The organism is Leptothermofonsia sp. ETS-13 (assembly GCF_049200465.1).
GTDB lineage: Bacteria > Cyanobacteriota > Cyanobacteriia > Leptolyngbyales > Leptolyngbyaceae > Leptothermofonsia.
Map to the genome: position 1 here is coordinate 975230 of NZ_CP120836.1, position 22378 is coordinate 997607.

Sequence of the window (22378 nt, forward strand, 5' to 3'; positions counted from 1 at the left end):
TTATCAGTGACTTAAGCTATGTCACAGCATTTGTGAAGTAAGGGAATCAGGTGTGAAATAAGAGAATCAGGAGCCAGGAGTCAGAAGCGGGGAACGGAGGGAAGGGGCATCCACCCATCCACTCCCCTCTCGCTAATCACTAACAATGAACAACTCCTAACTGTCTCCTAACTGTAATGACACAAGACGTTATTCCCACTTGATCGGTGGCGTTACGCTATCGCTAACAGTACTCTCCAGGTACAGCTTTGTGGTCAGTACGCCTAACTTCTACAAAATCTTCTCTAACCCATACACTAGAGTCTTGAGTTGGATAACTTTGCGAATGGCCAGTAGGACACCGGGCATGTAGCAGGCGCGATCGCTGGTGTCGTGACGCAAGGTGTAAATTTGACCAGGGGCGCCAAAGATAACTTCTTGATGGGCAATTAAACCGGGTAACCGGACGCTGTGAATGCGAACATTGGCATCAGCTTTGCTGCCTCTGGCTCCAGCTAACTTTTCAGTTTCTTGAACACTGGGTGGGTTGAAGGATTTGCCAAACTCTGCCAGCATTTGAGCTGTTTGGAGAGCAGTGCCACTGGGGGCGTCGGCTTTCTGGTTGTGGTGCAGTTCAATAATTTCGACGTGGTCAAAGTATTGGGAAGCCTGAATGGCAGCTTGCTGGAGCAAAACCATCCCAATGGAAAAATTGGGAACGATGAGACAGCCAGTGCTGGCTTTGTCAGCGAATTCAGCCAAATCCTGAATCTGTTCTGGGCTTAAACCTGTGGTACCAACGACTGGACGAACTCCGTAGGCGATCGCAGACCGGATGTTTTCATAAACCGAATCTGGGTGGGTAAAGTCTACCATGACAGCAAGCTGCTTTTCCTGGGAGACAAACGCTAGCATAGGCTGAAATTCATTGGTAATTGGGACTTCCAGCGTCCCACAGCCAGCCAGTTCTCCCGCATCCTTACCCAGATGCTCTGGATTGAAATCCACCGCCCCCATCAGCGTCATATCTTCTGCCTGGGCAACGGCTTTGACGACCTCGCGCCCCATTTTGCCCGCTGCACCATTGACTAGAACCGGGATGGGAAGCTGGTTGGTCATAACTTGACTCGTAAAGATTGAGTGGACTTAGGTATTCTAAACCGGGAAGCCACTCGATTCGCTAATAACTGTCTTCTCCAGGAATGCGATCGCCTTCAAATTCTGAACCATTTTGCTCTAAGGAGGCGTCCCGAATCGCCAGCCACTGACAGAACAGGTCAACTCCTTTCAAATCACTGGTGCGATAGCGGCGAATTGCCTGTTCCAGTTCCTTGGAAGTTTTGGGACGGGGAATATTAGGGCACTCAAACATCACTCAACCTCGAATTGACGGCTTTCTAACGTTCGTATTATTCCCCATTATTTCAAATTTGATGAAAGAATGACAGAAAAAGTAGCAAAATATACAAATTTTTTATTTCTTTTGTGATCTAGCCTCAGCAAAACCTCAAAAGAGACTCACTCTGGAAGCTTATACTGGCCGACTATCCGCCTGGCGTATTCTGGTACATGGGTTTCTAATTTCTGGGGATGGTTGCGTTTAACGTAGAGATAGTTGCGCGTGAAGTGGGAGTCAATGGAAAAGCGGGCGTATTCCAGCCCCTTAGGCCCGATTTTTTCGATCACAACTCCCATCAGTTTGGCGGCCCACATGGGTAGGGTCACTCCTTTATCATAGGCGGGAATGCTTTGCTGAACAGCATTGTGGCGATCGCCCTGAGACGTCACAGGTTGCGTTTCAAGCTGGTCATGAACCAGGTCGAGCATTTCTTGGCCGCGATCGTTGCGTACCACAATCCATTGCCAGCCAAAGGGTGCACCCATATAACCGACCACCAGGTCAGCTAGAGAATTTACGTAGTCAAAACAGCTCATGCAGGAGGGGGCAAATACATCCTTCAGTTGATTGGTTTTCAAACCAAAGAAGGGCACCGTTTCCAGCGAACCATCTTCGTGCTTGAAGTGGACGCGGAAATCCTGCATGAATTCGTAATAAACGACAGTATTAGGCGATTGGCTGGTGGTATCCAGAAACTTCTGTAACCCGGCGCGGGTGACGTTATCCACACAGGGGGTGCCCAGCACGTAGAGCTTTTCCAGCCCCAATTGTTTTTCAACGGCCCGCAGTGCTTGAATTTGACAACCCACTCCAATCACAAGTAATCGCTTCATGCCCGACTGTTCTACCTGTTCCAATACCGACAGATTGGGTGACAGAGTGGGCTTATTGACCCGTGCCGCCAAAATTTCTTCAGGAGTGCGGGCAATGACAGGTTTGGGCTGAAAGCGGTCCTCTTTTGTATTCTGAACACAGACAACCCCTTCTACCAGGCCCCGGGTCAGCATTTCAATGGCGATAGTACTCACAATCCCCGTCCATTGGGCTCCCGGAATCGGTTCTCGCTTTCGTGCTGCCATCATGTCCTGGTGAACGCCAAAATACCAGTCATCGGGATTTTCGAGATTGCGGCTACGATCGTGGGTCTGTTTTTCCAGTTCTGCAATCTGTTGATTAATAAAGGCGCAGGCTTCTTTAACGTAGTGAATGTAGTAGGTGTCGCACAGCCCACATTCGCTGCACAGTTCCTTTGCGGGACGCCGACTGGTCGATTTAAGGGCTTTTGCCTTTTTATGAGGGGCTAGGGGCATGGAATGGAGATGTTTATTAAAGCTCACTGTTGATCACCATACCTCAATCTTGCACTCTGTAATAGGTTGGGATAAGTATTTAGGATGCTCGAAGGAAACCCAATCCTCATGAGGCTGAGATCATATGCCTGCAATTGGTTTATAGCTTGACCCAACCCTGCAACTCCTCCCTTGCCATTAGGAGAGCTGGAGCCAGTGCTGTCTTACCTGGAATACCCTAATCAATCGAGATTGCTATCGTAAATCCGAATTTGTCCGACTCCAAGGTATTGGCCGTAGGGTCTTTCCCCGGTGGGAAATGCGGTTACGCCATATAAGTAGGTTCCGGCAATACCAGGGTTTCGGACTGGATACAGACGAATTGTAACTGTAGTGCCGGGAAGGATGGGTTGTTCAAATTCAACCGTTAGAGCAGGGAAATCGGGGTTAAACTCTACCTGTTTGATAGGCAGATTTGTTCCAGGACGATTACGAGTACCCTCAAAGGCTCTTGTATTATCTGCATCAAAAAGAGGACGACCTAAGCCACCTTCTTGAACGATCGCGATTTTTTGAAGCGGTCTTCCGGCATTTTCCGGCAGGTTTAGGGTGAAATAATAGGTTGCTCCCCAAATGTAGGTACCATCTTGACTGGAGAAGGCAGATAAAAGACGGGGTGGGTTAAGGAAATAGGTGGTGCCATCTGCCAGTTCAATCGCCCCCGCATCTAGAGGAGTCACATTGAAGAAACTAATGCATAATGTTGTGCTGATTAGAGATTGCCAGGGAAATCTCATGGTAAACGCACTCCGAATCAACGCTTAAACTAAGAACCAAACTAAGAACCAAATTAGGAAACAGAGCAGGATTAAACTTGATCAAAATTGTATTTTAATCAAAATTGTATTTCAGAATACGCCGAGTCAGTGCAATGGAGAAACTTGAAGAATGGAGAAAAGTTAAGATGAATTAGAAACTAGTTATCATGAACTATCGCAGCACTGTAAATGAAAATAAACGATTGACTGTTAAGAGGTAGTCATACTTAATTGGTAAGAGGAGGAGTGGACTGCGCCCCCAGGCGGGGGTTCACTCCCTCTACACCCAAGATCATCCTTAATTTAATTGTGCCTCGCTACTTAGCTATTTTGAAAATAACCTCTGACCTGTGGCTTCTGGTTTCTGTCTTCTACCTCCTGACTTCTGTTTTCAATTTAGTTCAGTAGTTATCCACAATGAATTGTGAAGGGGGAGTAGGGCTGCGCCCCAGGCAGAGGGTTTCACCCCTTACACCCCAAAAATTATCCTTAATTTAATTAGGCCCAGGATTTAATTGGGCCCAGCTACTGGATTAGAAACTAAAGATTAGAAACTAAATGTGGTTCGCACAGTTCCGATAAAAATCGGCTCATTTTCCTGATTATGCTCTGGGTTGGTGATAATCAGTAATCCTGGAGTGATGCTGATACCTTTACTCAGGCGAATCCGGTAAAACGTTTCTAAATGTAATGATGTGTCTTCATCTCGAAAAGGGTTCCTTCTGACTTGAAACTCATTAACGGTCACTTTGGGCGGTTGACCAATAACAACTCCTAGCAAATTCCCTTCCTGGCCCAAATCGGGAAACGCTAACGTTACTGCCCAATTCAACACATTGGCAGATGGGTTGTTGGGTAAGTCTGTTGCGGTAACGCGAGAGAAACCAACCCAACCGGATAGCGCCAGGTTTCTGCTGACCCCAATCGTCGTTTCCAGGCCAAAGGAATTGGCGGTGATGGCATTGCTGCGATTGTTGAAGGGGTCATTGGCGCGATCGCTACCCGTATTGGTATCCAGGCTGTTGAAGGAGCGGACATAGGTAAGCCCCAGACCAAATGTTTTGCTAAATTCAAAGGTGAGCTGGGCGATCGCGCCATAGGAAGCATTTCCCAGACCAACCCCAGGTTTATTGACGCGATCTGCCAGGTAGCCAAGATCCAGACTGACTTGTTTACTCAGCCGAAAGTTAAATCCTAACCCCGCGTCACCTCCCTGACGATAGATGGGATTGCGCTGCCCAAACCGAGAAATACTGCCCCGACTACTACTGCTCAGAAATGGATTAAGCGTTTCCGTGAACCTATTCAGCCCCCCTCCTGCTGCAAATGTAACCAGAGTTACTTGTTTGCTGAGCCGAGCACGCAAGCTCAACTCATCCAGTTCTAGCTGATTATCTGTATTACCCTGAAAGCTCAGCCGTGCCATATCCGTTCCGGCTGCCCGCTGAATTGCTGGAATATTGCTGAAATTCAGAGTGGTTCGCAGCAGAATTCTACGGCCCAAACTGGTCAGAAGGTTTAACTTGGCACGACTGCTCACCGTGAATTCGCTATCCGTAGGTTGATTTCTGTTAGTTTTTTCTGCCCTGCCGACCACAATAGGAGCAAAAATGACTTCTCCCGTTAATTTGGTTGTTTCAGATACAGGACGAATCAGCCGCTCCAAACGGGTGGCTTGCCCCTTTACAATCTCTAACTCTTTCGCAAACTCTGACTGTAATCGTTGCAGATCTTCCAGGTCTTTTTTTGTGGCAAATGTTGAGAGATCAACCCTTGGAATTGCGGCTTGCAGGGCAGCGGCAAACTCGTAACGGGTGAGAGGGCGATTTCCACGGAAGGTTCTATTGGGGTAGCCTGCGATCGCTCCATATCGTTGAATCAGGTCTGCAAGCGTCTGGTATGCCCAATCGCCCGGCTTCACATCCGATAACTCAGCCACACTGGTGACTCTATTCATTGGATCAGCAGACCCATCCCAGTCCAGAATCGGATTAGTCGGAGTGGCAGGATTTTGGGAGGAAGGAGATTTTGGTGTTTTCGGTACGGCAGAAGGTGGATCTGGCGAGTTAAGCGCTACATCAGGTGGAGTGGGTTGTGAGTTTTCTGTAGCAAGGGTTGGATTCATCACCAAGGTAAATCCAATCAGGACATACAGTCCTGAAGAGAACCAGATTTTCATGGTTGATACTCACCAGTCCCAGGTGGATAGAGCCTTGGTAAGAGAAGGTAGTAGCAAACTGCTGATTTGAATACTCACAGGTTTTCAACTCCTCACAAAATCAATTTTTTTACTGAAAATACATTAGCAGAAAATCAATGGCTGAGTTAGCAGTTGTGTTTGATAATAATGTTGATACCATTGCACGAACTGATGAATGCCCCTTTCAATGGTTGTAGTCGGTTTAAACCCGACTGCTTGAATCAAATCATCCACATCAGCACAGGTTGCAGGTACGTCTCCTGGTTGCATCGGTAGAAAATTTAAAGTTGCTTTTTTCCCCAGTGCCTGTTCAATCACTCGAATAAAGTCGAGTAGCTTAATTGGATTATGATTGCCAATGTTGAAAAGGCGATAGCGAGCATTGCTATTCGGTGAAAAGTTTGTACTAGAAGTGATATATAGCTCGTGGGGAGGCTGTTCCATGACGCGCACGATGCCTTCAATGATGTCATCAATGTAGGTGAAGTCACGCTGCATATTGCCATTGTTATAAACATCGATGGGTTTGTTGTTGGCGATCGCTTGCACAAATTTGAAATAGGCCATGTCTGGTCGTCCCCAAGGGCCGTAGACTGTGAAAAAGCGCAGTCCGGTGGTAGGTATACCATACAGATGGCTGTAGGTATGGGCAAGCAATTCATTAGACCTTTTGGTGGCAGCGTATAGCGAAATTGGGTAGTCTACGTTATCGCTCGTTGCGAAAGGAATCTTAGTGTTTGCTCCATACACTGAACTTGACGAAGCAAAGATTAAATGTTGAATAGCTGATTGGCGACACCCTTCCAGGACATTGACAAATCCGGTAATGTTGCTGTCGATGTAGGCCCAGGGATTTTCTAGAGAATAGCGTACCCCTGCCTGAGCCGCTAAATGAATGACCTGATTAAAGGTCTTTTCCTGGAACAGTTGGGCAACCTGGATGCGATCGCTCAGATCCAATTGGTAAAAAGTGAAATTATCCTTTGGATAAAGCTGAGCTAATCGATCTTTCTTAAGATTGACATCGTAGTAGGCATTCAAGTTATCAACTCCGTAAACTTGAACACCGTCCTCTAACAATCGTCTGGCCAGGTGATATCCAATAAAGCCAGCCACTCCAGTAATCAATACATTCATCGGAAGATTCTCCAATTCATAATTGTTTGCGATATAAAAATCAGTGACTATTAACTAATGACCAATATTCATCGACTGCAAAATGGGATTATTTGATGTTTGTGGATAATGAATGACGGTGAGAGTATCGTGATGGAGATGCAAGTGTTGAGGTTTAATGTCAAGTAATTGACTCAGCAGTTTTAGGGCGATCGCTTCTTGGGCAACCACCAGTGCTGTCAAAGGACGATTCTCATTAACCCCCACAGTAGGTGCCTGAGGGTGGCGAGATGCTAAGGTTTGCTGCCATGCCTGGGGAAAGTCGTCCCGCAAGATAGGAAACTGAACCGTTTGGGGATGCTGTTGCAAGAGTTGTTTAGTGGTAAGTTGAGTGCAATCTAGATCGTTACTGATGCTAAAGTCGATCACAACTGATTCCAGTCGTTGCGCCAGGGTTTGAATACGACCAGGGTTGGTTCCGTCAGAAGGTACAACTAACAACCGCAGCCCTTGCTTGCCCTCCTTTAGTTTAGGTAACGCCTCTCCCAGATGGTCGGTTGAGTTTAATCTCTCTAGACGGGCTAGCTGTTCTGGGCTACTAGAAAAATGCAGGACACTGATGCCACAGTTGGATTGTTGCAGGCTGTGGAAGCGGCTTGGGCTCATGCCAAGGGCGGTGTTCAGGAGGGCACGATTTGTTCCAGCATGGGAAACTATAACAATTGTTTCTCCCCGATGTTGGGGCAATATTTTCTGCCAGAACCGTTGAGTGCGCTCATACAATTCCAGGACAGGATAGCCGTGTTTTGTCAGATTGACAAGGGTTGAGGAACCTGTTGGTACCTGGTTACTTTCCCCATAAACCATCATTTGAAACTGGTGCGGCTGTTCTTTCCAACAGTGGTAGTCTTCTGCAAACTGCTCCCGCACAGTTTGGTACGGCAACCCTTCCCACAGAGGGAGAGAAATTTCCTTTAGAGCGGAATCAATGGTGACTGTAGGAAGTTGGTTGGTTTTAGTGGCGATCGCAGCCATCATTTCCTGTGCTGTTTCCTGAGCCCGCCGCAAGGGACTGACATAGAGCACAGCAATTTTCAGTTCTCGTAACAGCAATCCAGTTTGATAAGCGGTGCGCCGTCCTTTTGGGGTTAATACCGAATCGTCACAACTTCCCTGATGCCGCTTTTCGGCATTGTAAGTGCTTTGTCCGTGGCGTACAAGAATGACACGAGTGCCAGTGGGAGAAGTTATTTCCCAATCAATATTGGTGAGAAGTGACATAATTGGTGAGAAGTGACATAGGTTTTTAGGGGTAGTTCAGGATCATCCCTTATCCCATTCATTGAACCGCCAAGTGATTCTCATCCAGAGCCGACTGAATGGCGTAGAGGGCGGCATATCGACCACCCAGGCTGATGAGTTCGCTATGGGTGCCCCGTTCCAAAACTTGTCCGGCTTCGATGTAGAGGATAAGGTCTGCGGATTCTGTAGCTCTCAGGTTGTGAGAAATCCAGAAGGTCGTGCATCCCTGGGTCAACCGTTCCAGAGCTTCGGTAACAGCTCGTTCGTTTTCGTTATCTAAGCCAACGGTGGGTTCGTCGAGGATGACGATGGGAGCATGGCGAATAGCCGCCCGGGCGATCGCAATCCGTTGCCGTTGTCCCCCCGACAGAGTGGCACCCCGTTCGCCTAAAATCGTGTCGTATCCCTGCGGCAGGTTCAAAATGAAATTGTGGGCGTTGGCTAGTCGTGCAGCCTGTTCAATTTCGGCCTGGGTTGCGCCTAAGCGTCCGTAGGCGATGTTATCTCTAACGCTGGCGGCAAATAGAGTGCTGTCTTGCAACACGATGCTGATTTGTTGACGCAGCGATCGCAACTGATAGGCACGTAAATCTAATCCATCAATTGAAATACTGCCTTCTACCGGGTCATACAGGCGTAGCAACAGACTGACTAGGGTTGATTTGCCCCCCCCCGAGGGGCCTACCAGCGCCACATGCTGACCAGGTTCAACGGCAAAGCTCAGATGCTGCAAAATTGGTTTGCCCGCTTCATAGGCAAAGCTAACGTTCGCGAACTTGACCCTTCCTTTAAAGGGAGGAGCCGCGATTGCCCCCCGACTATCCTGAACATCAGGCACCGTATCTAGCACATCTAAAATCCGCTCACCCGATGCCGTTGCTTTAGCAATTTGTCCGGTATATTTAGCGAGCTGGCGCATTGGCTTAAAGGCAATCCGCAAATAGTTAATGAATACCAGCAAATCTCCTGGGGTTAGCATTTTGTCCATGACTAGATGGACTCCCCGCCATAACACCAACGCGGTGGCAATCCCAACCAGCAGTTCCATCATCCGCTCCAGTGCGGCGGAGAACCGCTGCGCCTGGTTGCTGGCTTTCAAGCTGTGCTGATTGTGGTTGGAGAAATCGCGCTCCAGCATGTCGTGCAGGGAGAGTGCTTGCACGACTTTGATAGCACCAATGGCTTCGGCAGCATTTGCCGCGATCGCCCCTTCCCGTAAGCGTTGGACCTTGACGATGTGGCGAATTTTGCGCGTCAAACGCACCATAGAAAACAGAAAAATGGGAAAGATCGCTACCCCAATCAGCGCCAGTTCCCAGTTCATCCAGAACATTACTCCAATCATCCCTACCAGCGTCAGAGAATGCGCCAGCAAAGGCATCACCGCCACAACGGTAACCTCTCGCAGGCGCTCAACATCGGAGGTGACGCGAGTAATCAGATCACCGGTTCTGGCTTTGTTATGGAAGGTGAGGGAGAGACGCTGGAGATGGCTATACAGATCAGCCCTCACTTCAGTCAGAATATTGGTTGCAGCTAATGCCATCCCAACAATGCTGAAATAGGCAGCCGCAGCACGGAGAGCGGCGATCGCCACTAATCCCAGCGCTAAACTTGTCAGCAGCACAACCGGGCTGAGGCTGTTCAAAAATGGCAGTGGATGAGATTTAAGACTGACATCCCTGAGCAAAATGTAGTCAAAAATAAACTTGAGGGGCCAGGGTTCCAGTAAATGCAGGATAATCTCTGCCATCAGCGACACGAATGATGCCATTAGCAACCATTTCTGCTGCCGAATCTGCGGTGCAAACCGCGTCAAGATGCGCCCAATTCCTGGAAACGATTCTCGAATACTTTTGGAGTCTAAACGCTTCATAGTAAGAAAGGAGAGTAGGCAGTCGGGAATGGGAGTAGAGGATGATTAGCACTCAAAACTCAAAACTTTCTCTGGAACAGGCTCTGAGCGCTCAAAATTCAGCACTTGATGGGGAATCTGGCTATTGATTAAGTGTTTAGCGTGGCGATCGCTGATCCAACGGTTGAGCGATCGCTCAATCGTTATGGCCCACTGTTCCAGTTTTGGGCTATGCCGTCCCAGCGTAAGGCGACGTAGCAGGGGTTTCAGAAATGCTTTGTGTCGCCGATGCCCTAAACGTTCATACCGTTTTTTGAAGTACCGATCTTTCTGGGACAAGTTCCACTTGTGAGAAAAATGTTCCAGGCTGGCAATTTCCCAGGCATCACTCCAGCGCAACAGAAAGAAGGAAAGATCTGCCAGATTAAACTGTAACTCCGGCACATACGTCACCACTGAGGCGGGTTCACAAAAAACGGTTCCACCTGCCTGTGTAACACTCAGGCAAAAGTCGATATGTTCGCGAGTGCTGAGTAAACCCTCATCCAGCAAACCAACCTGGCGAAACACGTCAGCCTGCACCAGCATACAGTGAAACTCCGCAAACTCGCACTGTTGTCGTTGCAGTTGATCGCGCACATCTGCTACCGGGCGGTTGACAAAGTAATGTTTTTCATGGACTTTGCGCTTGATTCCTTTTTCAGTTTCTTCTTCCAGAATGCGGGCTTCACCGCCTGCCAGATGAATCGTCTGGTGCAACTCCTTGCCGATACAGGTCAGTGGACAGACGATCGCAGCCCCGGTTTCTTCTGCACATTGCAGTAGGTGATCCAGCCAACCCGGACTGACCACCACATCGTTGTCAATGAATAGCAAATACCGGGTATTCACATGGGGAATTGCCAGATTCCGCGCCTGATTGGGTGCCAGGTACTGTTCCGTTCGGATCAATTTGAATCCCTTAACTTGTGCCTGTGCCATCAAGTAGCGTTGAATGTTTGCCGGAGAACCCCCATCGACATAAATCAGCGAGAAGGGAATCGCTGTGTGGGCATAAATGCTTTCCAGGTTTTGTTGCGTAAAACTAAAGCGCTCCCGTGGGGAAACAACAATTGTGACGTTGGGTTGAGACATCGTGAAATCTCCAATTACTTGAACGAGCTATTGGGTTGCGATTGAGGTTGATTTCGGTTCGAGCCACCCGCCCATGGTGGAGGGCCTTCAGGAGAGCGAATCTCAATCACAGTGCCATTAGATCGTGTGATACGAAATGCATCAAACTCTCCTGATCGCTCTACTTCGCTGACGATAGTCACTTGTTCATTGAAACAGCACTCATTTGGTTGAATTGTGGCGATCGCTCAGGCCACAACACTCGTTGATAAACCTGAAGCCAGTTCTCCCGTTCGATAGCGGGTGATAGCTGTTGCAATACTTTTTTCCTTGCCCCCGTGCCCAGGCGTTGCCGCAGTTCGGGTTGGTTTGCCAACTGACGAAGAGCGGTGGTTAATTGCGGAGTGTCACCCGGTTCAACCAGCAATCCAGCGGTACCATCAGCCAGAATTTCACCGATCGCGTCCACATTCGTTCCAACGATCGCGCAGCCTGCCAGCATAGCCTCTAACAGGGCATTGGGGCAACCATCATGGAGAGATGGAATCGCGTAGATATCCAGATGGGGTAGATAGGCCAGTGCTTCTTCCCGGCTAACAATGCCCGTAATCTGCAACCGACTGTTTGCCTCTGGGGGGGCAACCAGTTTACTTTGCCGGATTTCTTGCTTCCAGTAGCTTTTTTCCTTTTCAACAAAATCACCAATCAACAGCAACGTCAGATCAATTTCTGTACTCAACTCAGCACAGGCATCCAGCAGAAATTCAATCCCTTTCTTGTCTCGAAACCTTCCACTGGAGCCAATGACTATCCCGGATAATTGATGCATTAATGCGGGTGTAGGTAACTGCTCAAAATTGATCGGGGCGATCGAGTTTAAGAAAACAGAGGATTTGAGCAAAATACCGGGAGCGATTGCAGCACCCCGTCGCTGCAAATCCCGGCTGACAAAGGTTACCCAGTCAGAATTATCCAGTGTCCAGGCTGTTTGAGCATGAAATTTAGGACTGAAGATATTTTTATGCAGGTCGCTCCCACGAATACTGTTGATCACTGGAACACCATTTTCCTTTGCCAGCAGCGTCGTTACATAGCCCGTTTCATTTAAGAAAAAGGCATGGAACAAGTTAAACTGGTGCTGCTGGTACAGACGTTTCAGGTAAAAATAAACATCTCCAAAAAAGTCCTGAATTTCTGGTTCTGGTTGACGCACGGCTGACTTGATTCGATGAACAAACACCTCATCCTGTAGCGTGGTTTTGCAACTGGCGCGTCTACGGCTGTCGTCTGAAACAAGGCGCTGCTTTGATCGAAAAACCGCTACATGTACCTCATAACCACTATCAATTAGCATGTGGGCGATGCGATGTACCGATTCTCCAACACCACCCACATCAGGGGGATATTCGATTGTCGTGATGCAAACTTTTGGCTTCATGGCTTTTCCCTCTTTTCAGGTTTTAGTCTGATTTCTTTAAGAAAGTCGGAGATTGAACTAGGCTACCTTTTGTTCAGTGACCAGAGCGCTTAACAGGTTGGCTGTTTTTGCAACGCCGTTAAAGTCAAACTGAATCGAGCCAGGTTGCTTTTGCAGACTGTTGATCACCTTTTCAGCAAAGCGATCGGGCTGCAACTCTTGCGGGCGAATCATTTCTACAATCCCCAACTGTTCCAGCCTGGTAGCTCGGATGGTTTGTTCCTGGTCATCGTTGCCTGTAAATGGCAACAGCATCGCTCTCACGCCCGTGGTGAGAATATTCATTGTGGTGTTGTAGCCAGACATGCTGATGGATAAATCTGCCTGCCGCATGTAGGCGAGTAAGTTAGGAGTGAAGCGGTCAATGCGCAAATTGGGGCTGTCTTTTGCAGCAGCTTGCAATGCCTCAAATTTGTCATCGGGCATAAAGGGACCAGTAAACATTTGAATGGTGTGCGGCAATCGTTGAGCGAGTAAAGGCGCTGTTTTTGTGACACAATCCAGCAGCTCATGCCCAAATCTGCCCCCTCCGACGCTGACCAAAATTAATGGGCGATCGCTGGTAACGTCATCGGTAGTTTGTGGTAAAGGCTGCACTACGTATCCCGTGTAGTGAACCGGACAGTGCAGATCGTGAATCCGAGAAAAAGTGGCCTCCAGCGGTTGAAATTGTGGATCACCATGCACCAACAGTAGATCAAAGTACTGATTCATCAGCTTGCAAACTTTTTGTTCATACTTAATTTGATCCCGTTTGGTCACGACAATATCGCGCAGGCTACAAACGACTTTTGTAGGTGGGTTGAGCGATCGCGCCATTTCCAACAATGGAATGAGTTCAAAGGAGAACTTACCGCGCCCAAATGGAAACAGTTCAATCATGAGGACATTGGGCTGAAAGCGATCGCAAACACTCAATAACAGGGTTTTACGCATCTCCTGAACTTCATCAAGGGTCAAAGAATCATCCACCACTTGCAACGATTGAAATTCAGAATCAGTTTTGATCGCAGGTAAATTGACCATCTCAACCCCCGCAGGCACTTCAAAACCCTGAATAATCTCGCCACCATTAATGAAACACACCTGAAAGTCATTCACTAACCCGCGCACAATTTCTATGCTGCGTACCAGATGCCCCATCCCTAAGATGTGCTGGCAGTAAAACATGAGCCGTTTCATGGCAAATTCCTTCTTAACTCATTAATACCAGTTCCACAAAATTGGATTGCAGATAATCTGCTGTGAAGGCGATGAGGGTTCGAATGTGCGAACACTGCTTTACGCATTCTGGTCAGGGAAGGGGGGGACACTATCCCCACTACAAGGGGTTTTCCTTCCTGCCCCCCATCACAATCCAAACGCTTACTGCCATAGAATTTGTGTACTTGATGTAAGAACTCCAACTTCTTTTGCAAACTCAATCGAATTGGCGAACCTTGCTTAAAAAGATGGCAATCTGGCAGAAAACAACGGACGGCGATTAATTGGGGGATTGCGATCGCCCAACTTCGGTAGGGTTTTCAGAGCTGACCGTGGGTTTTGAATTAGACTTTGAACCGACAGGCATCCTTGCTTTACCAGCACGGTGCGTAGGGTTTGAGCAATCCTGGGTAGGGCGAATAAATCAATGGCGGGGAGGCGAACTGCCTGCCTGGGTGCATCAAGCAGATGCAGAAGCAATCGCATCAGCCCCTCTGGGGTCAGGTGGTCCGGGTGAATTGCCTCCAATAGCCCTCTCGCCGCCAGACGTTCTGCCCGCAGCCATTGTTCCTGGGATGGCTTGATGCGAGGGACGACAATCGCTTGTTTGCCTAATGAAAGGATTTCACAAACCGTGTTGTAGCCACTCATCGACACTACCGCATCAGCCGCTGCCATGTAGCTGATCAGATCATCGGTAAACTCACCCATCTGCACTTGGGGATAGCGGGATGCTTTTTCAGCGAGTGTCTTCTGCTGCTCCAGGGGCATCTCAGGACCACAAATAATCAGACTACGAAACTGGGGGGCAGACGGTAAGCAGGATAGGCCCAACAGGTAGGTATTAATCAAATGATAGCCATCTTCGCCACCGCCCGGAGTCACCAAAACCAATGATTCTTCGGGTTGAAGCTGTAATTCCTGCCGGATCAGAGCTGGATTTTTTTCGCCCGGTTCTTTGCGGATGTAACCGCAGAACTGCACCTTCTCAGCCACGGCTGGCGGAAACTGGTATTCCTGGCAGACATCAAAGATCTCTGCACTGCCTACCACCAGAATGCGGTCATAAAACCGCTGAATTGCCTCGTAGTAGCCCTGCTTCTGCCAATCTGCAATTGTTACATCAGGATGATCCAGAATGTCTCGCAAAAGAAGTACCAGTTCAGTTTCTGGCAACTTTGCCTGAAGATAGTCCAGTGAGGTTTGCAACTCGTTTCGCATTCCGTAGGGCTTTTTGTCTACCAGAAACACATTGGGTTTAAAGTTGGCGATCGCGGATAGGATGAGTTGCGATCGCAATGTCACGGTTTCGTCGGTAGTTGTTCCCAGATATTTAGCAGACAGTTCACCGGAAGCACCCCGGTTCAGGCAGGGCAACTTGATGTAGTCTAAGCCCCTGGGTAGGCGAAAGCTTTGTAGCATGGGTGAGCCAGACACAATCAAAATTGACAGGTCAGGGATTGAACGTAGGAGATGCGTGCAAATTGCCAGCATTCTACGAATATTGCCGAGACCGAACCCATCATGGGAGTAAACCATCAGCCTCATCATGCAATTATCCTTAATAAGCGAAATGAACACACAAAGTAAGCGTTCAGACTTGATCAGGCACGAGCTAAAACAGGCTGTGACACAGGAAGAGGAGGTGTCTGAGTAGACAAGGCTAAACAGTGGGAAAGAGTTGCACTGGTTGATGGCGGACGACCAATGCCAACGTAGTAAAAGCCTGCTTCTGTCAACACATCAGGGTCCAGGAGGTTACGACCGTCTACTATGATTGGCGAGTGCATCTGCTGAGCCAGTGTTGCATAGTCTAGTGTGCAGAACAGTTGCCAGTCAGTTACTAAGACGATCGCATCGCATCCACTTGCGAGGGAGTCCGGGCTGTCACTCAGGCTAATGCTTGCCAGGGTGGGATGGGCCGCATTCGAGGTGATAATCGGATCGTAGGCTTTCACCTTTGCACCGAGCCGTGTCAGTGCTTCGATTAAGTCCAGAGCAGGGGCATCCCGTAAATCATCAGTGTCTGGTTTAAAGGTTAAGCCCAGTAACCCAATTGTTTTGCCTTTTAAGATTTTGAGTATTTGCTGAAGCTTTTCAATAATGATCAGCCGTTGACTCCGGTTGATATTCACAGTCGCCTTCAGCAATTGAGTTTCGTAGCCATAGTCCTGTGCCGTGTGGATCAGGGCAGATACATCCTTGGGGAAGCAAGACCCCCCCCAGCCGATACCAGCCTGCAAAAACTTACTGCCGATTCGAGAATCCAGCCCTATTCCAGTGGCAACCTGAGTTACATCAGCACCAACCCGATCGCAAATATTTGCAATCTCATTGATAAAACTGATCTTGGTTGCCAAAAAAGCATTCGCTGCATATTTAATCATTTCTGCGGACGTCAGATCCGTCACGATGACTGGAACAGGAGGCAGGGAGGGATCATTGGCAAATTTGCGTTCTACAATTGGCCGATAAAGCTGTTGCATCAGGGCAATGGCGCGATCGCTATGCCCCCCCAGCACAATCCGATCCGGGTTAAAAGTATCAAACACGGCTGACCCTTCTCGCAAAAACTCAGGATTACTGACCACATCAAATCCGGTAATATCCTGACAGCGCTCTGCTACGCCATCCATCACAATCCGTCGCACCCAGTCGCCAGAGCCGATCGGCACTGTAGACTTATTCACAATCACCTTATATCCACCATTCAAATGGGTGCCAATTCCTCGCGCTACTACCTCTACATAACGGGTGTCACTTTCCCCAGTCGGCAGTGCAGGTGTGCCCACTGCAATAAATAAAATTTCGCCGTGCGTTACACCCATGCGCAAATTTGTCGTAAACTCCAAGTGGCCAGTTCGCATGGTAGCCTGCATGATTTCAGCCAGACCCGGTTCAAAAATGGGCGATCGCCCTGACTGCATCAAGGCCACTTTTTCAGCATTATTATCTACACACATAACCTGATGACCAATCCTTGCCAGACATGCACCTGTTACCAGGCCAACATATCCGGTTCCAATCACTGTTACGCGCATAAGGCACTTCTCCAAAAATTGCTGTATAGCCTACACAAACGCGTTAGGACATTAGATTTAATAGGGGTATAGTTGTCCACCACAGTCAGGGATTTCCTCCCTGCCCCCGTCCTAACTACAATAGCTATCGTGTATTTGCAATGCACTCAATGCAATGCACTCAATCCTTAAACGTTCACTGCCTCTATACTTCACAGGTTCGCAATTTCTCGCAAAAATTTCATGAAAATTGTGTGAGAAAATTCTCATAAACTGGTTAGAAACACGATAAAAACTGAATTGGAAAATTGTTATAGGAGTATAAACAGTATCGTTTGCTTCAAATGTTTTCAATAGAAAAGCAATGATGAGGAGCATCATTGCTAAATCGTAGCCCGTTCCAAAGAAGTTCCTGATTTTAAGCTTTATGAGAACGTTCTCATCCAGGTTTCATATGAATTTCATTCATACTTTCTCGTGGCGAAGTTGGAACTTCGTCACGCTGTCCCAGAAGTTCCAGCTTTTTTGTCTGTTTTAGGAAACCGGAGCTTCATGAGTAGGATTGCGAGACTCCAGTTTCGCAACCCGGGGAGTACAGCTATTTTTTAACAAGCCCTAAGAGGTAGCTATCTTTAATTGTAAAAGGAGGAGCGAAAGCTAGACACCAGGTAGGGAGTTTTCACCCTCTCTATCCCCGAAGTTATCCTTAATTTAATTGCGCCTAGCTACTTACAAAAAGATCAGAGATTTTTAGACTTCTGAATTGGATTGATTTTGTACAAGTTGTGCTTGAGTACGATGCAAATCTTCCAGTGCTTTTTGCAAAGATTGATTTTTTTCTTTCAGTTCTTGAGTCCGTTCTCTAACTTTTCTTTCCAATATCTGACTGTATACTTCCAGTTGTTCGTTAGTATCTCGTTGAGTTTTGAGTAGTTGTTGTACTTCTTGAATCAGCCGATTGAGAGAGGCAGCCAAAATCCCAATTTCATCCTGAGTGGTAACCGGAGCTTGCAGGTCAAAATTAGATTCTTCAGTCACCTGTTGAGCAACTTGCGTTACAGCTTGAATTGGACTAGCGATCGTCCGGTTAGTATAGATGGCTAACACCATGGCAATCGCAACTGACACCACTAAACTCGCAATAATAATCTGTGCGCGTATTTTTTCTGCCCGTATCAAATCCATTTTTGCCTGATTATATTCTGCCGCAGTCACCTGCACAAGATGGGCAATATCATTCAAAAAACCATCTAGCGTGAACACCTGAGAATTATGCATGAAATTGAACAATCTCGCCTGAACCACATTAATTTCTGCTGGACTCAGGTTCTGGGGGTTACTGTCTTTAAACAGAACTTCGGATTGTTTCAGGTAATTATCAAAGGCATTTTTTGTTCGCATCAATTGCTCAAATGCCGCCCTTTCTTGCGGGGTATCCTTCAATCTGCGATCGGGATTGTTAAAGGTTATTCGGAATTCTGCCCAGGCCTGTCGTGCTTCATCAACATGGTCCAGTAACTTGGGATATTTCTCTCGCCACAGCACAGGTTGTTCCATGTATAGAATCAGCTTGTGCTGTTTCGTGCGAACTCGAAAAACTGCACTCTTTAGGCGATAAACCTGATAAAGTTCCTCGATCGCATCCTCTTCTTTCTCCTGAGCCTCCTTTTGATACGCATCGGCAATAACAAATCCGACGGCAGTTCCCAACACAGCGATACCCAGCACCAAAATATATCCTAAAGTAATCTTCTGACCCACCCTTAAATGCCCTAGCCAGCGGCTCAGTCCACCAGATGGTTGAGGATTGGGAGCAGCCGAAAAGATTTGCTCCATTGGGTCTTCGGTCAATCGGTCGAGGTTGCGCAATCGTCGGGACATTGAGTCATCAGGTGGGTTTGAATGCATTCGAGCAAATCACTGAAACGAAAGGGTTTTGTCACAAAATCCGTTGCACCGTTTCCAAAAGCAAAGGCTTTTTCCTGTTCATCTTTACGCGCCGTCACCACAATAATCGGTCGCTTCTCGCCCTGCTGACGAAGTTCTTTCAACACCATCCATCCATCCACAACTGGTAGCCCCAGATCTAGCAACATCAGATCAAAGGAATCCTCCTGGGCAATTCGCAACGCCTGTTCTCCATCTCCAGCGATCGTTGTACTGTATCCATGCTTTCTTAGCCCTTTATCAATAAAGGCAGCAAGACGTTCCTCATCTTCAACAATTAAAATCTGAGACATGTATCATATTTTTATGTATTTTTATGTGCGCAAACGATAACCAAAACCGCGTACTGTTTCAATTAAGGCGTTACCAAGCTTTTTGCGGAGATAGCCCACATATACGTCTACAATATTAGAGCCTGGATCATAATCATACCCCCAAACTCGATCTAGAAGCTGTTCGCGGCTAAGCACCTGACCAGGATGGCGAAGGAAAGTTTCAGCCATTGTGAATTCCCGCGCTGACAGATCAACTACGGCACCATTCAGAGTGACTTGCCGGGTTCGCAGATTTAGAGTAATTGCACCACTTTTGAGAACGTCCTGGGTAATGGTTTGGCTGGATGATACTTGCCGCAAACGGGCTCGGACTCGTGCCAACAATTCTTCAAACCGGAAGGGCTTGGTGACATAATCATCGGCTCCCCCCTCTAACCCGGCTACTTTATCATGGATATCATCACGAGCCGTGAGAATAATGATTGGGAGGGTTTGCCCCTGTCCCCGCAATTCTTCCAGGACTTCTAGGCCGTCTTTCCCAGGTAGCCCCAAATCCAGGATCAATAAGTCAAATACGCTATCTTGAGCCAGATTTAAGGCTTCCCGCCCTGTGCCTGCGATTGTGGTCACAAATCCATTCGAACGTAACCCCTTCTCAATGAAGGCAGCGATGCGAGATTCATCTTCGGCGATGAGGATATGCGACATGGGCAACCATCTCCTGAGGGGGATCAAGGGGTAAAACAATGGTGAACATGGAGCCAGAGCCGAGCTTGCTGCGGAGTAACACCTGTCCGCTATGGGCTTCCGCGATCGCCTTTACAATGGATAATCCCAGTCCGGCTCCTTCTGAACGCCGCCGACTGTTAGCAGCGCGGGCAAACCGCTCAAAAATGCGCTTCTGATCAGGTAGTGGAATTCCCTCACCTGTATCCCGCACCCAAAAGCGCACCTTGCCTTTGGCGATTGCAGATCCGATTGCAATTGTATCCTCCGGTTGAGTATGTTGGGTGGCATTTTGTGCCAGATTCATGATTGCCTCTGTTATCCGCTCCCGATCAACTACAATCCGTCCCCGTGCACTGTTGTCTAACTGCCAGTCACGATCTTCCAGAGCCTTTGCCTTGGTAAAAAGTTCCTGAGTCAACTCCGCTACATCCACTGTTTCCAGATGTAAAAAATCAGCCCGTTCTGCCTTGGCTAGCAAAATCATGTCATCTACCAAGCGGCTCATCCGCTCTAGTTCACTCACCACCAGTGCCAGCGTTTCCTGTTGTTCAGCTGGGTCATTGCCCATCAGTTCTAAATGTCCTCGAATAATCGTGATTGGGGTTCGCAGCTCGTGTCCCGCATCATTGATAAATTCTCGCTGAGTGTCAAAGGCAATCTCCAGACGATTCATCATGCCATTAAAGGTAGCTGCCAGTTCTGCCAATTCTCCCCGACCTCGAACAGGCAACCGTCGGGATAAATCGGTTTCACTGATAGTTTGCGCTGTGGATGTAATGGTTCTGAGCGGAGCCAGCACCCGTCCAGCGGCAAACCAGGTAAGCAACAGTGCAATCAAGAATAAAACAACAAACACCTGCACCACCACCAGCAATGCTTCCAGAATTTCTGCCCGCTCCCCCGCTGTGGCATGAGCCACCACAAACACACCTCGTGTTTGCCCATTAATCTGAACTGGCTCTACCATGTACAGAATTTTGCTCACACTGGGATCTGAAACTTCTACCTCGCCCTGAGAAGGTCGGGTTTGGTCTTTCCACTGCTGGACTAAGTCTCCATCTTTGCTAAGTGCTTCAGGGCGGGCCCTGGGGCTGGATTTATAAAACTTGCCATCAACAAACGTGATTAAGAAAGTATCGTCCTTTGGGATACGGTAGAGGAGATATTGTCTAAAAAATTCGGTCAAATCCTCTTTGGAGTTGGGAGGAATAATGTCAGCATGGGTAGTCTTCAAATTTTCTTTGAGGCGCTCCAGATTTTCTGAATCAGAATCATCTAAGCTTTGCAAAAACTTGTAATCACGGTTGATCAGGCTGTAGAAGGTTTCCATTTCTTCTGCCATACCCTGGCGAACCCGCTCATCCACCCGTTGGAACAACCAATACCGGAAGGCAGGAATTCCAGCTAAAAAGACCAGCGCAAAAATTAAGACATACCAAAGCAAAATGCGAGTGCGAGCTTCTCCAAAAAGATGCTGCCAGTAAGGCTTGAGGGAAGTCCCTGGTAGATGGGTTGGCGGAAGGGAGGATGTAGCAGAAGTGCCGGAGTAAGAGCGTTTGGCCTTAAGTTCTTTCATGGTTCACCCCTCTTCAACGATTGATGCAGCGATCAATCCCCTATTCAGATCAGTTCTTCATCAAACCACTGCTTTTAGCTCATACCAATTCAATATAAGGATGCGTAGAATCAGAACCCTCTGTAGTCCCCCTTGGTAAGGGGGACGGCGACAGCCGGGAATTGATAATGTACAGCTTTATAAAACATTGGTATCAGTTGCTTTAGAGTTTAGCTGGATGTATAAACGTGGGTTGTACTGGCGTTTACTCTAACTACATTAGGAAATACACCTATTAATTTTAGGCCTATTAATTTTAGGGTAGTACCCTTACGTAAAGTTCAGGGAAAAAAGGCTAAGTTCTAAAAGTTTTATCTATAGCGGTAGTTATTATGGTTAGGACGGGGTGCAGGGGTAGAACCCCTAGCTGGGGGCAAAGCCCCTACTCCCTCTCTAATTCCAATGTCCTAACGCACCCGCGTAGAGCTATACCAAATCTTCTGAAAACAACTATTTTTCTTTAGCCTTTAAGGAATGGGACTATCAATTTTAGATGGTTTAACTTTAGATATTTCACAGATATTTCACTACCTAGTGCTGGTTGGTTCAACACCGCCTGAACCTTACTCACAATTTCCTGAATTCGATAGGGCTTTGTTACATAATCCACTCCCCCTACAGCCAGTGCTAGCCTTTTATAAGAAGGGTCATCCGCTGCGCTCAGAAAAATCACTGGAATTGCAGCTGTAAGAGGATTAGCTTTCAACTGTGGATTAGCTTTCAACTGTCGGCAAACTTCATAGCCATCCATCTCTGGCATCATAATGTCCAGCAGAATCAGGTCAGGGGAAGCAGACTGAATTGAGCGCAGTACCATTCCTCCCCCTGTCGCACAACGAATGTGGTATCCTTGTCGCCGCAATAGGGCCGGAAGCAGGCACAAGTTGTCTGGGTTATCATCTACAGGCAATATTTCACCTGGACTGGCAGTAGCCGAATCCAACTTAGAAGATGGTTCATTCAATTTATCCATTCACGCACCGTGTATGCAAAGGTTTCAGGAGTAGCAACAGAACTATTACCACCGCAAGAACGGAACTT

At 47.7% G+C, this 22378-nt stretch carries 18 protein-coding genes; all 18 read right to left on the minus strand.

What is annotated here, in order from left to right:
- Positions 1-270: 270 nt before the first annotated feature.
- On the minus strand, positions 271-1098 hold the full coding sequence (gene dapB / locus P4D80_RS04465; RefSeq protein ID WP_421657678.1) for a 4-hydroxy-tetrahydrodipicolinate reductase: 828 nt from the start codon (positions 1096-1098) through the stop codon (positions 271-273).
- Between the two features lie 61 nt (positions 1099-1159).
- Complete coding sequence (locus P4D80_RS04470) at positions 1160-1351, minus strand: hypothetical protein (RefSeq protein ID WP_421657679.1); 192 nt, start codon at positions 1349-1351, stop codon at positions 1160-1162.
- Positions 1352-1497: 146 nt separating this feature from the next.
- Complete coding sequence (locus P4D80_RS04475; RefSeq protein WP_421657681.1) at positions 1498-2688, minus strand: Coenzyme F420 hydrogenase/dehydrogenase, beta subunit C-terminal domain; 1191 nt, start codon at positions 2686-2688, stop codon at positions 1498-1500.
- 221 nt (positions 2689-2909) lie between these two features.
- Positions 2910-3464 carry a DUF2808 domain-containing protein gene (locus P4D80_RS04480; protein ID WP_421657683.1) on the minus strand — a complete coding sequence of 185 codons (555 nt, stop codon included), beginning with the start codon at positions 3462-3464 and terminating at the stop codon, positions 2910-2912.
- 568 nt (positions 3465-4032) lie between these two features.
- Positions 4033-5664, minus strand: coding sequence for an iron uptake porin (locus tag P4D80_RS04485; RefSeq protein WP_421657685.1), 1632 nt, complete (start codon positions 5662-5664; stop codon positions 4033-4035).
- A 123-nt stretch (positions 5665-5787) separates the two neighbouring features.
- Positions 5788-6822: an NAD-dependent epimerase gene (locus P4D80_RS04490; RefSeq protein WP_421657686.1), complete on the minus strand. Its 1035-nt coding sequence runs from the start codon at positions 6820-6822 to the stop codon at positions 5788-5790.
- 54 nt (positions 6823-6876) lie between these two features.
- Entirely contained in the window at positions 6877-8082 is a 1206-nt protein-coding gene (locus P4D80_RS04495) for a histidine phosphatase family protein (RefSeq protein WP_421657687.1), read from the minus strand.
- Between the two features lie 58 nt (positions 8083-8140).
- Complete coding sequence (locus P4D80_RS04500) at positions 8141-9979, minus strand: ABC transporter ATP-binding protein (RefSeq protein WP_421657688.1); 1839 nt, start codon at positions 9977-9979, stop codon at positions 8141-8143.
- Positions 9980-10024: 45 nt separating this feature from the next.
- Positions 10025-11092, minus strand: coding sequence for a glycosyltransferase family 2 protein (locus P4D80_RS04505; RefSeq protein ID WP_421657689.1), 1068 nt, complete (start codon positions 11090-11092; stop codon positions 10025-10027).
- Positions 11093-11270: 178 nt separating this feature from the next.
- Complete coding sequence (locus P4D80_RS04510; RefSeq protein WP_421657690.1) at positions 11271-12509, minus strand: glycosyltransferase; 1239 nt, start codon at positions 12507-12509, stop codon at positions 11271-11273.
- 57 nt (positions 12510-12566) lie between these two features.
- Positions 12567-13730 (minus strand): glycosyltransferase family protein, encoded by a 1164-nt coding sequence (locus P4D80_RS04515; RefSeq protein WP_421657691.1) that lies wholly within the window; start codon positions 13728-13730, stop codon positions 12567-12569.
- 261 nt (positions 13731-13991) lie between these two features.
- Complete coding sequence (locus P4D80_RS04520) at positions 13992-15302, minus strand: glycosyltransferase family protein (RefSeq protein ID WP_421657692.1); 1311 nt, start codon at positions 15300-15302, stop codon at positions 13992-13994.
- Between the two features lie 53 nt (positions 15303-15355).
- On the minus strand, positions 15356-16792 hold the full coding sequence (locus tag P4D80_RS04525) for a UDP-glucose dehydrogenase family protein (RefSeq protein WP_421657693.1): 1437 nt from the start codon (positions 16790-16792) through the stop codon (positions 15356-15358).
- Positions 16793-17521: 729 nt separating this feature from the next.
- Entirely contained in the window at positions 17522-18652 is a 1131-nt protein-coding gene (locus P4D80_RS04530) for a HAMP domain-containing protein (protein WP_421657695.1), read from the minus strand.
- Positions 18619-19011 carry a response regulator transcription factor gene (locus tag P4D80_RS04535; RefSeq protein ID WP_421657696.1) on the minus strand — a complete coding sequence of 131 codons (393 nt, stop codon included), beginning with the start codon at positions 19009-19011 and terminating at the stop codon, positions 18619-18621. Before P4D80_RS04535 ends, P4D80_RS04530 begins: the two co-directional genes overlap by 34 nt.
- A gap of 21 nt (positions 19012-19032) precedes the next feature.
- Positions 19033-19701: a response regulator transcription factor gene (locus tag P4D80_RS04540; protein WP_421657697.1), complete on the minus strand. Its 669-nt coding sequence runs from the start codon at positions 19699-19701 to the stop codon at positions 19033-19035.
- Positions 19673-21298, minus strand: a complete 1626-nt coding sequence (locus P4D80_RS04545; protein WP_421657698.1) for a sensor histidine kinase — start codon at positions 21296-21298, stop codon at positions 19673-19675. Before P4D80_RS04545 ends, P4D80_RS04540 begins: the two co-directional genes overlap by 29 nt.
- A 499-nt stretch (positions 21299-21797) precedes the next feature.
- Positions 21798-22310, minus strand: a complete 513-nt coding sequence (locus P4D80_RS04550) for a response regulator (protein WP_421657699.1) — start codon at positions 22308-22310, stop codon at positions 21798-21800.
- Positions 22311-22378 lie beyond the last annotated feature (68 nt).

Coding starts and splice junctions, on each gene's coding strand:
- dapB (WP_421657678.1), bottom strand. CDS start 1,098: ATGACCAACCAGCTTCCCATCCCGGTTCTAGTCAATGGTGCAGCGGGC.
- P4D80_RS04470 (WP_421657679.1), bottom strand. CDS start 1,351: ATGTTTGAGTGCCCTAATATTCCCCGTCCCAAAACTTCCAAGGAACTG.
- P4D80_RS04475 (WP_421657681.1), bottom strand. CDS start 2,688: ATGCCCCTAGCCCCTCATAAAAAGGCAAAAGCCCTTAAATCGACCAGT.
- P4D80_RS04480 (WP_421657683.1), bottom strand. CDS start 3,464: ATGAGATTTCCCTGGCAATCTCTAATCAGCACAACATTATGCATTAGT.
- P4D80_RS04485 (WP_421657685.1), bottom strand. CDS start 5,664: ATGAAAATCTGGTTCTCTTCAGGACTGTATGTCCTGATTGGATTTACC.
- P4D80_RS04490 (WP_421657686.1), bottom strand. CDS start 6,822: ATGAATGTATTGATTACTGGAGTGGCTGGCTTTATTGGATATCACCTG.
- P4D80_RS04495 (WP_421657687.1), bottom strand. CDS start 8,082: ATGTCACTTCTCACCAATATTGATTGGGAAATAACTTCTCCCACTGGC.
- P4D80_RS04500 (WP_421657688.1), bottom strand. CDS start 9,979: ATGAAGCGTTTAGACTCCAAAAGTATTCGAGAATCGTTTCCAGGAATT.
- P4D80_RS04505 (WP_421657689.1), bottom strand. CDS start 11,092: ATGTCTCAACCCAACGTCACAATTGTTGTTTCCCCACGGGAGCGCTTT.
- P4D80_RS04510 (WP_421657690.1), bottom strand. CDS start 12,509: ATGAAGCCAAAAGTTTGCATCACGACAATCGAATATCCCCCTGATGTG.
- P4D80_RS04515 (WP_421657691.1), bottom strand. CDS start 13,730: ATGAAACGGCTCATGTTTTACTGCCAGCACATCTTAGGGATGGGGCAT.
- P4D80_RS04520 (WP_421657692.1), bottom strand. CDS start 15,302: ATGATGAGGCTGATGGTTTACTCCCATGATGGGTTCGGTCTCGGCAAT.
- P4D80_RS04525 (WP_421657693.1), bottom strand. CDS start 16,792: ATGCGCGTAACAGTGATTGGAACCGGATATGTTGGCCTGGTAACAGGT.
- P4D80_RS04530 (WP_421657695.1), bottom strand. CDS start 18,652: ATGTCCCGACGATTGCGCAACCTCGACCGATTGACCGAAGACCCAATG.
- P4D80_RS04535 (WP_421657696.1), bottom strand. CDS start 19,011: ATGTCTCAGATTTTAATTGTTGAAGATGAGGAACGTCTTGCTGCCTTT.
- P4D80_RS04540 (WP_421657697.1), bottom strand. CDS start 19,701: ATGTCGCATATCCTCATCGCCGAAGATGAATCTCGCATCGCTGCCTTC.
- P4D80_RS04545 (WP_421657698.1), bottom strand. CDS start 21,298: ATGAAAGAACTTAAGGCCAAACGCTCTTACTCCGGCACTTCTGCTACA.
- P4D80_RS04550 (WP_421657699.1), bottom strand. CDS start 22,310: ATGGATAAATTGAATGAACCATCTTCTAAGTTGGATTCGGCTACTGCC.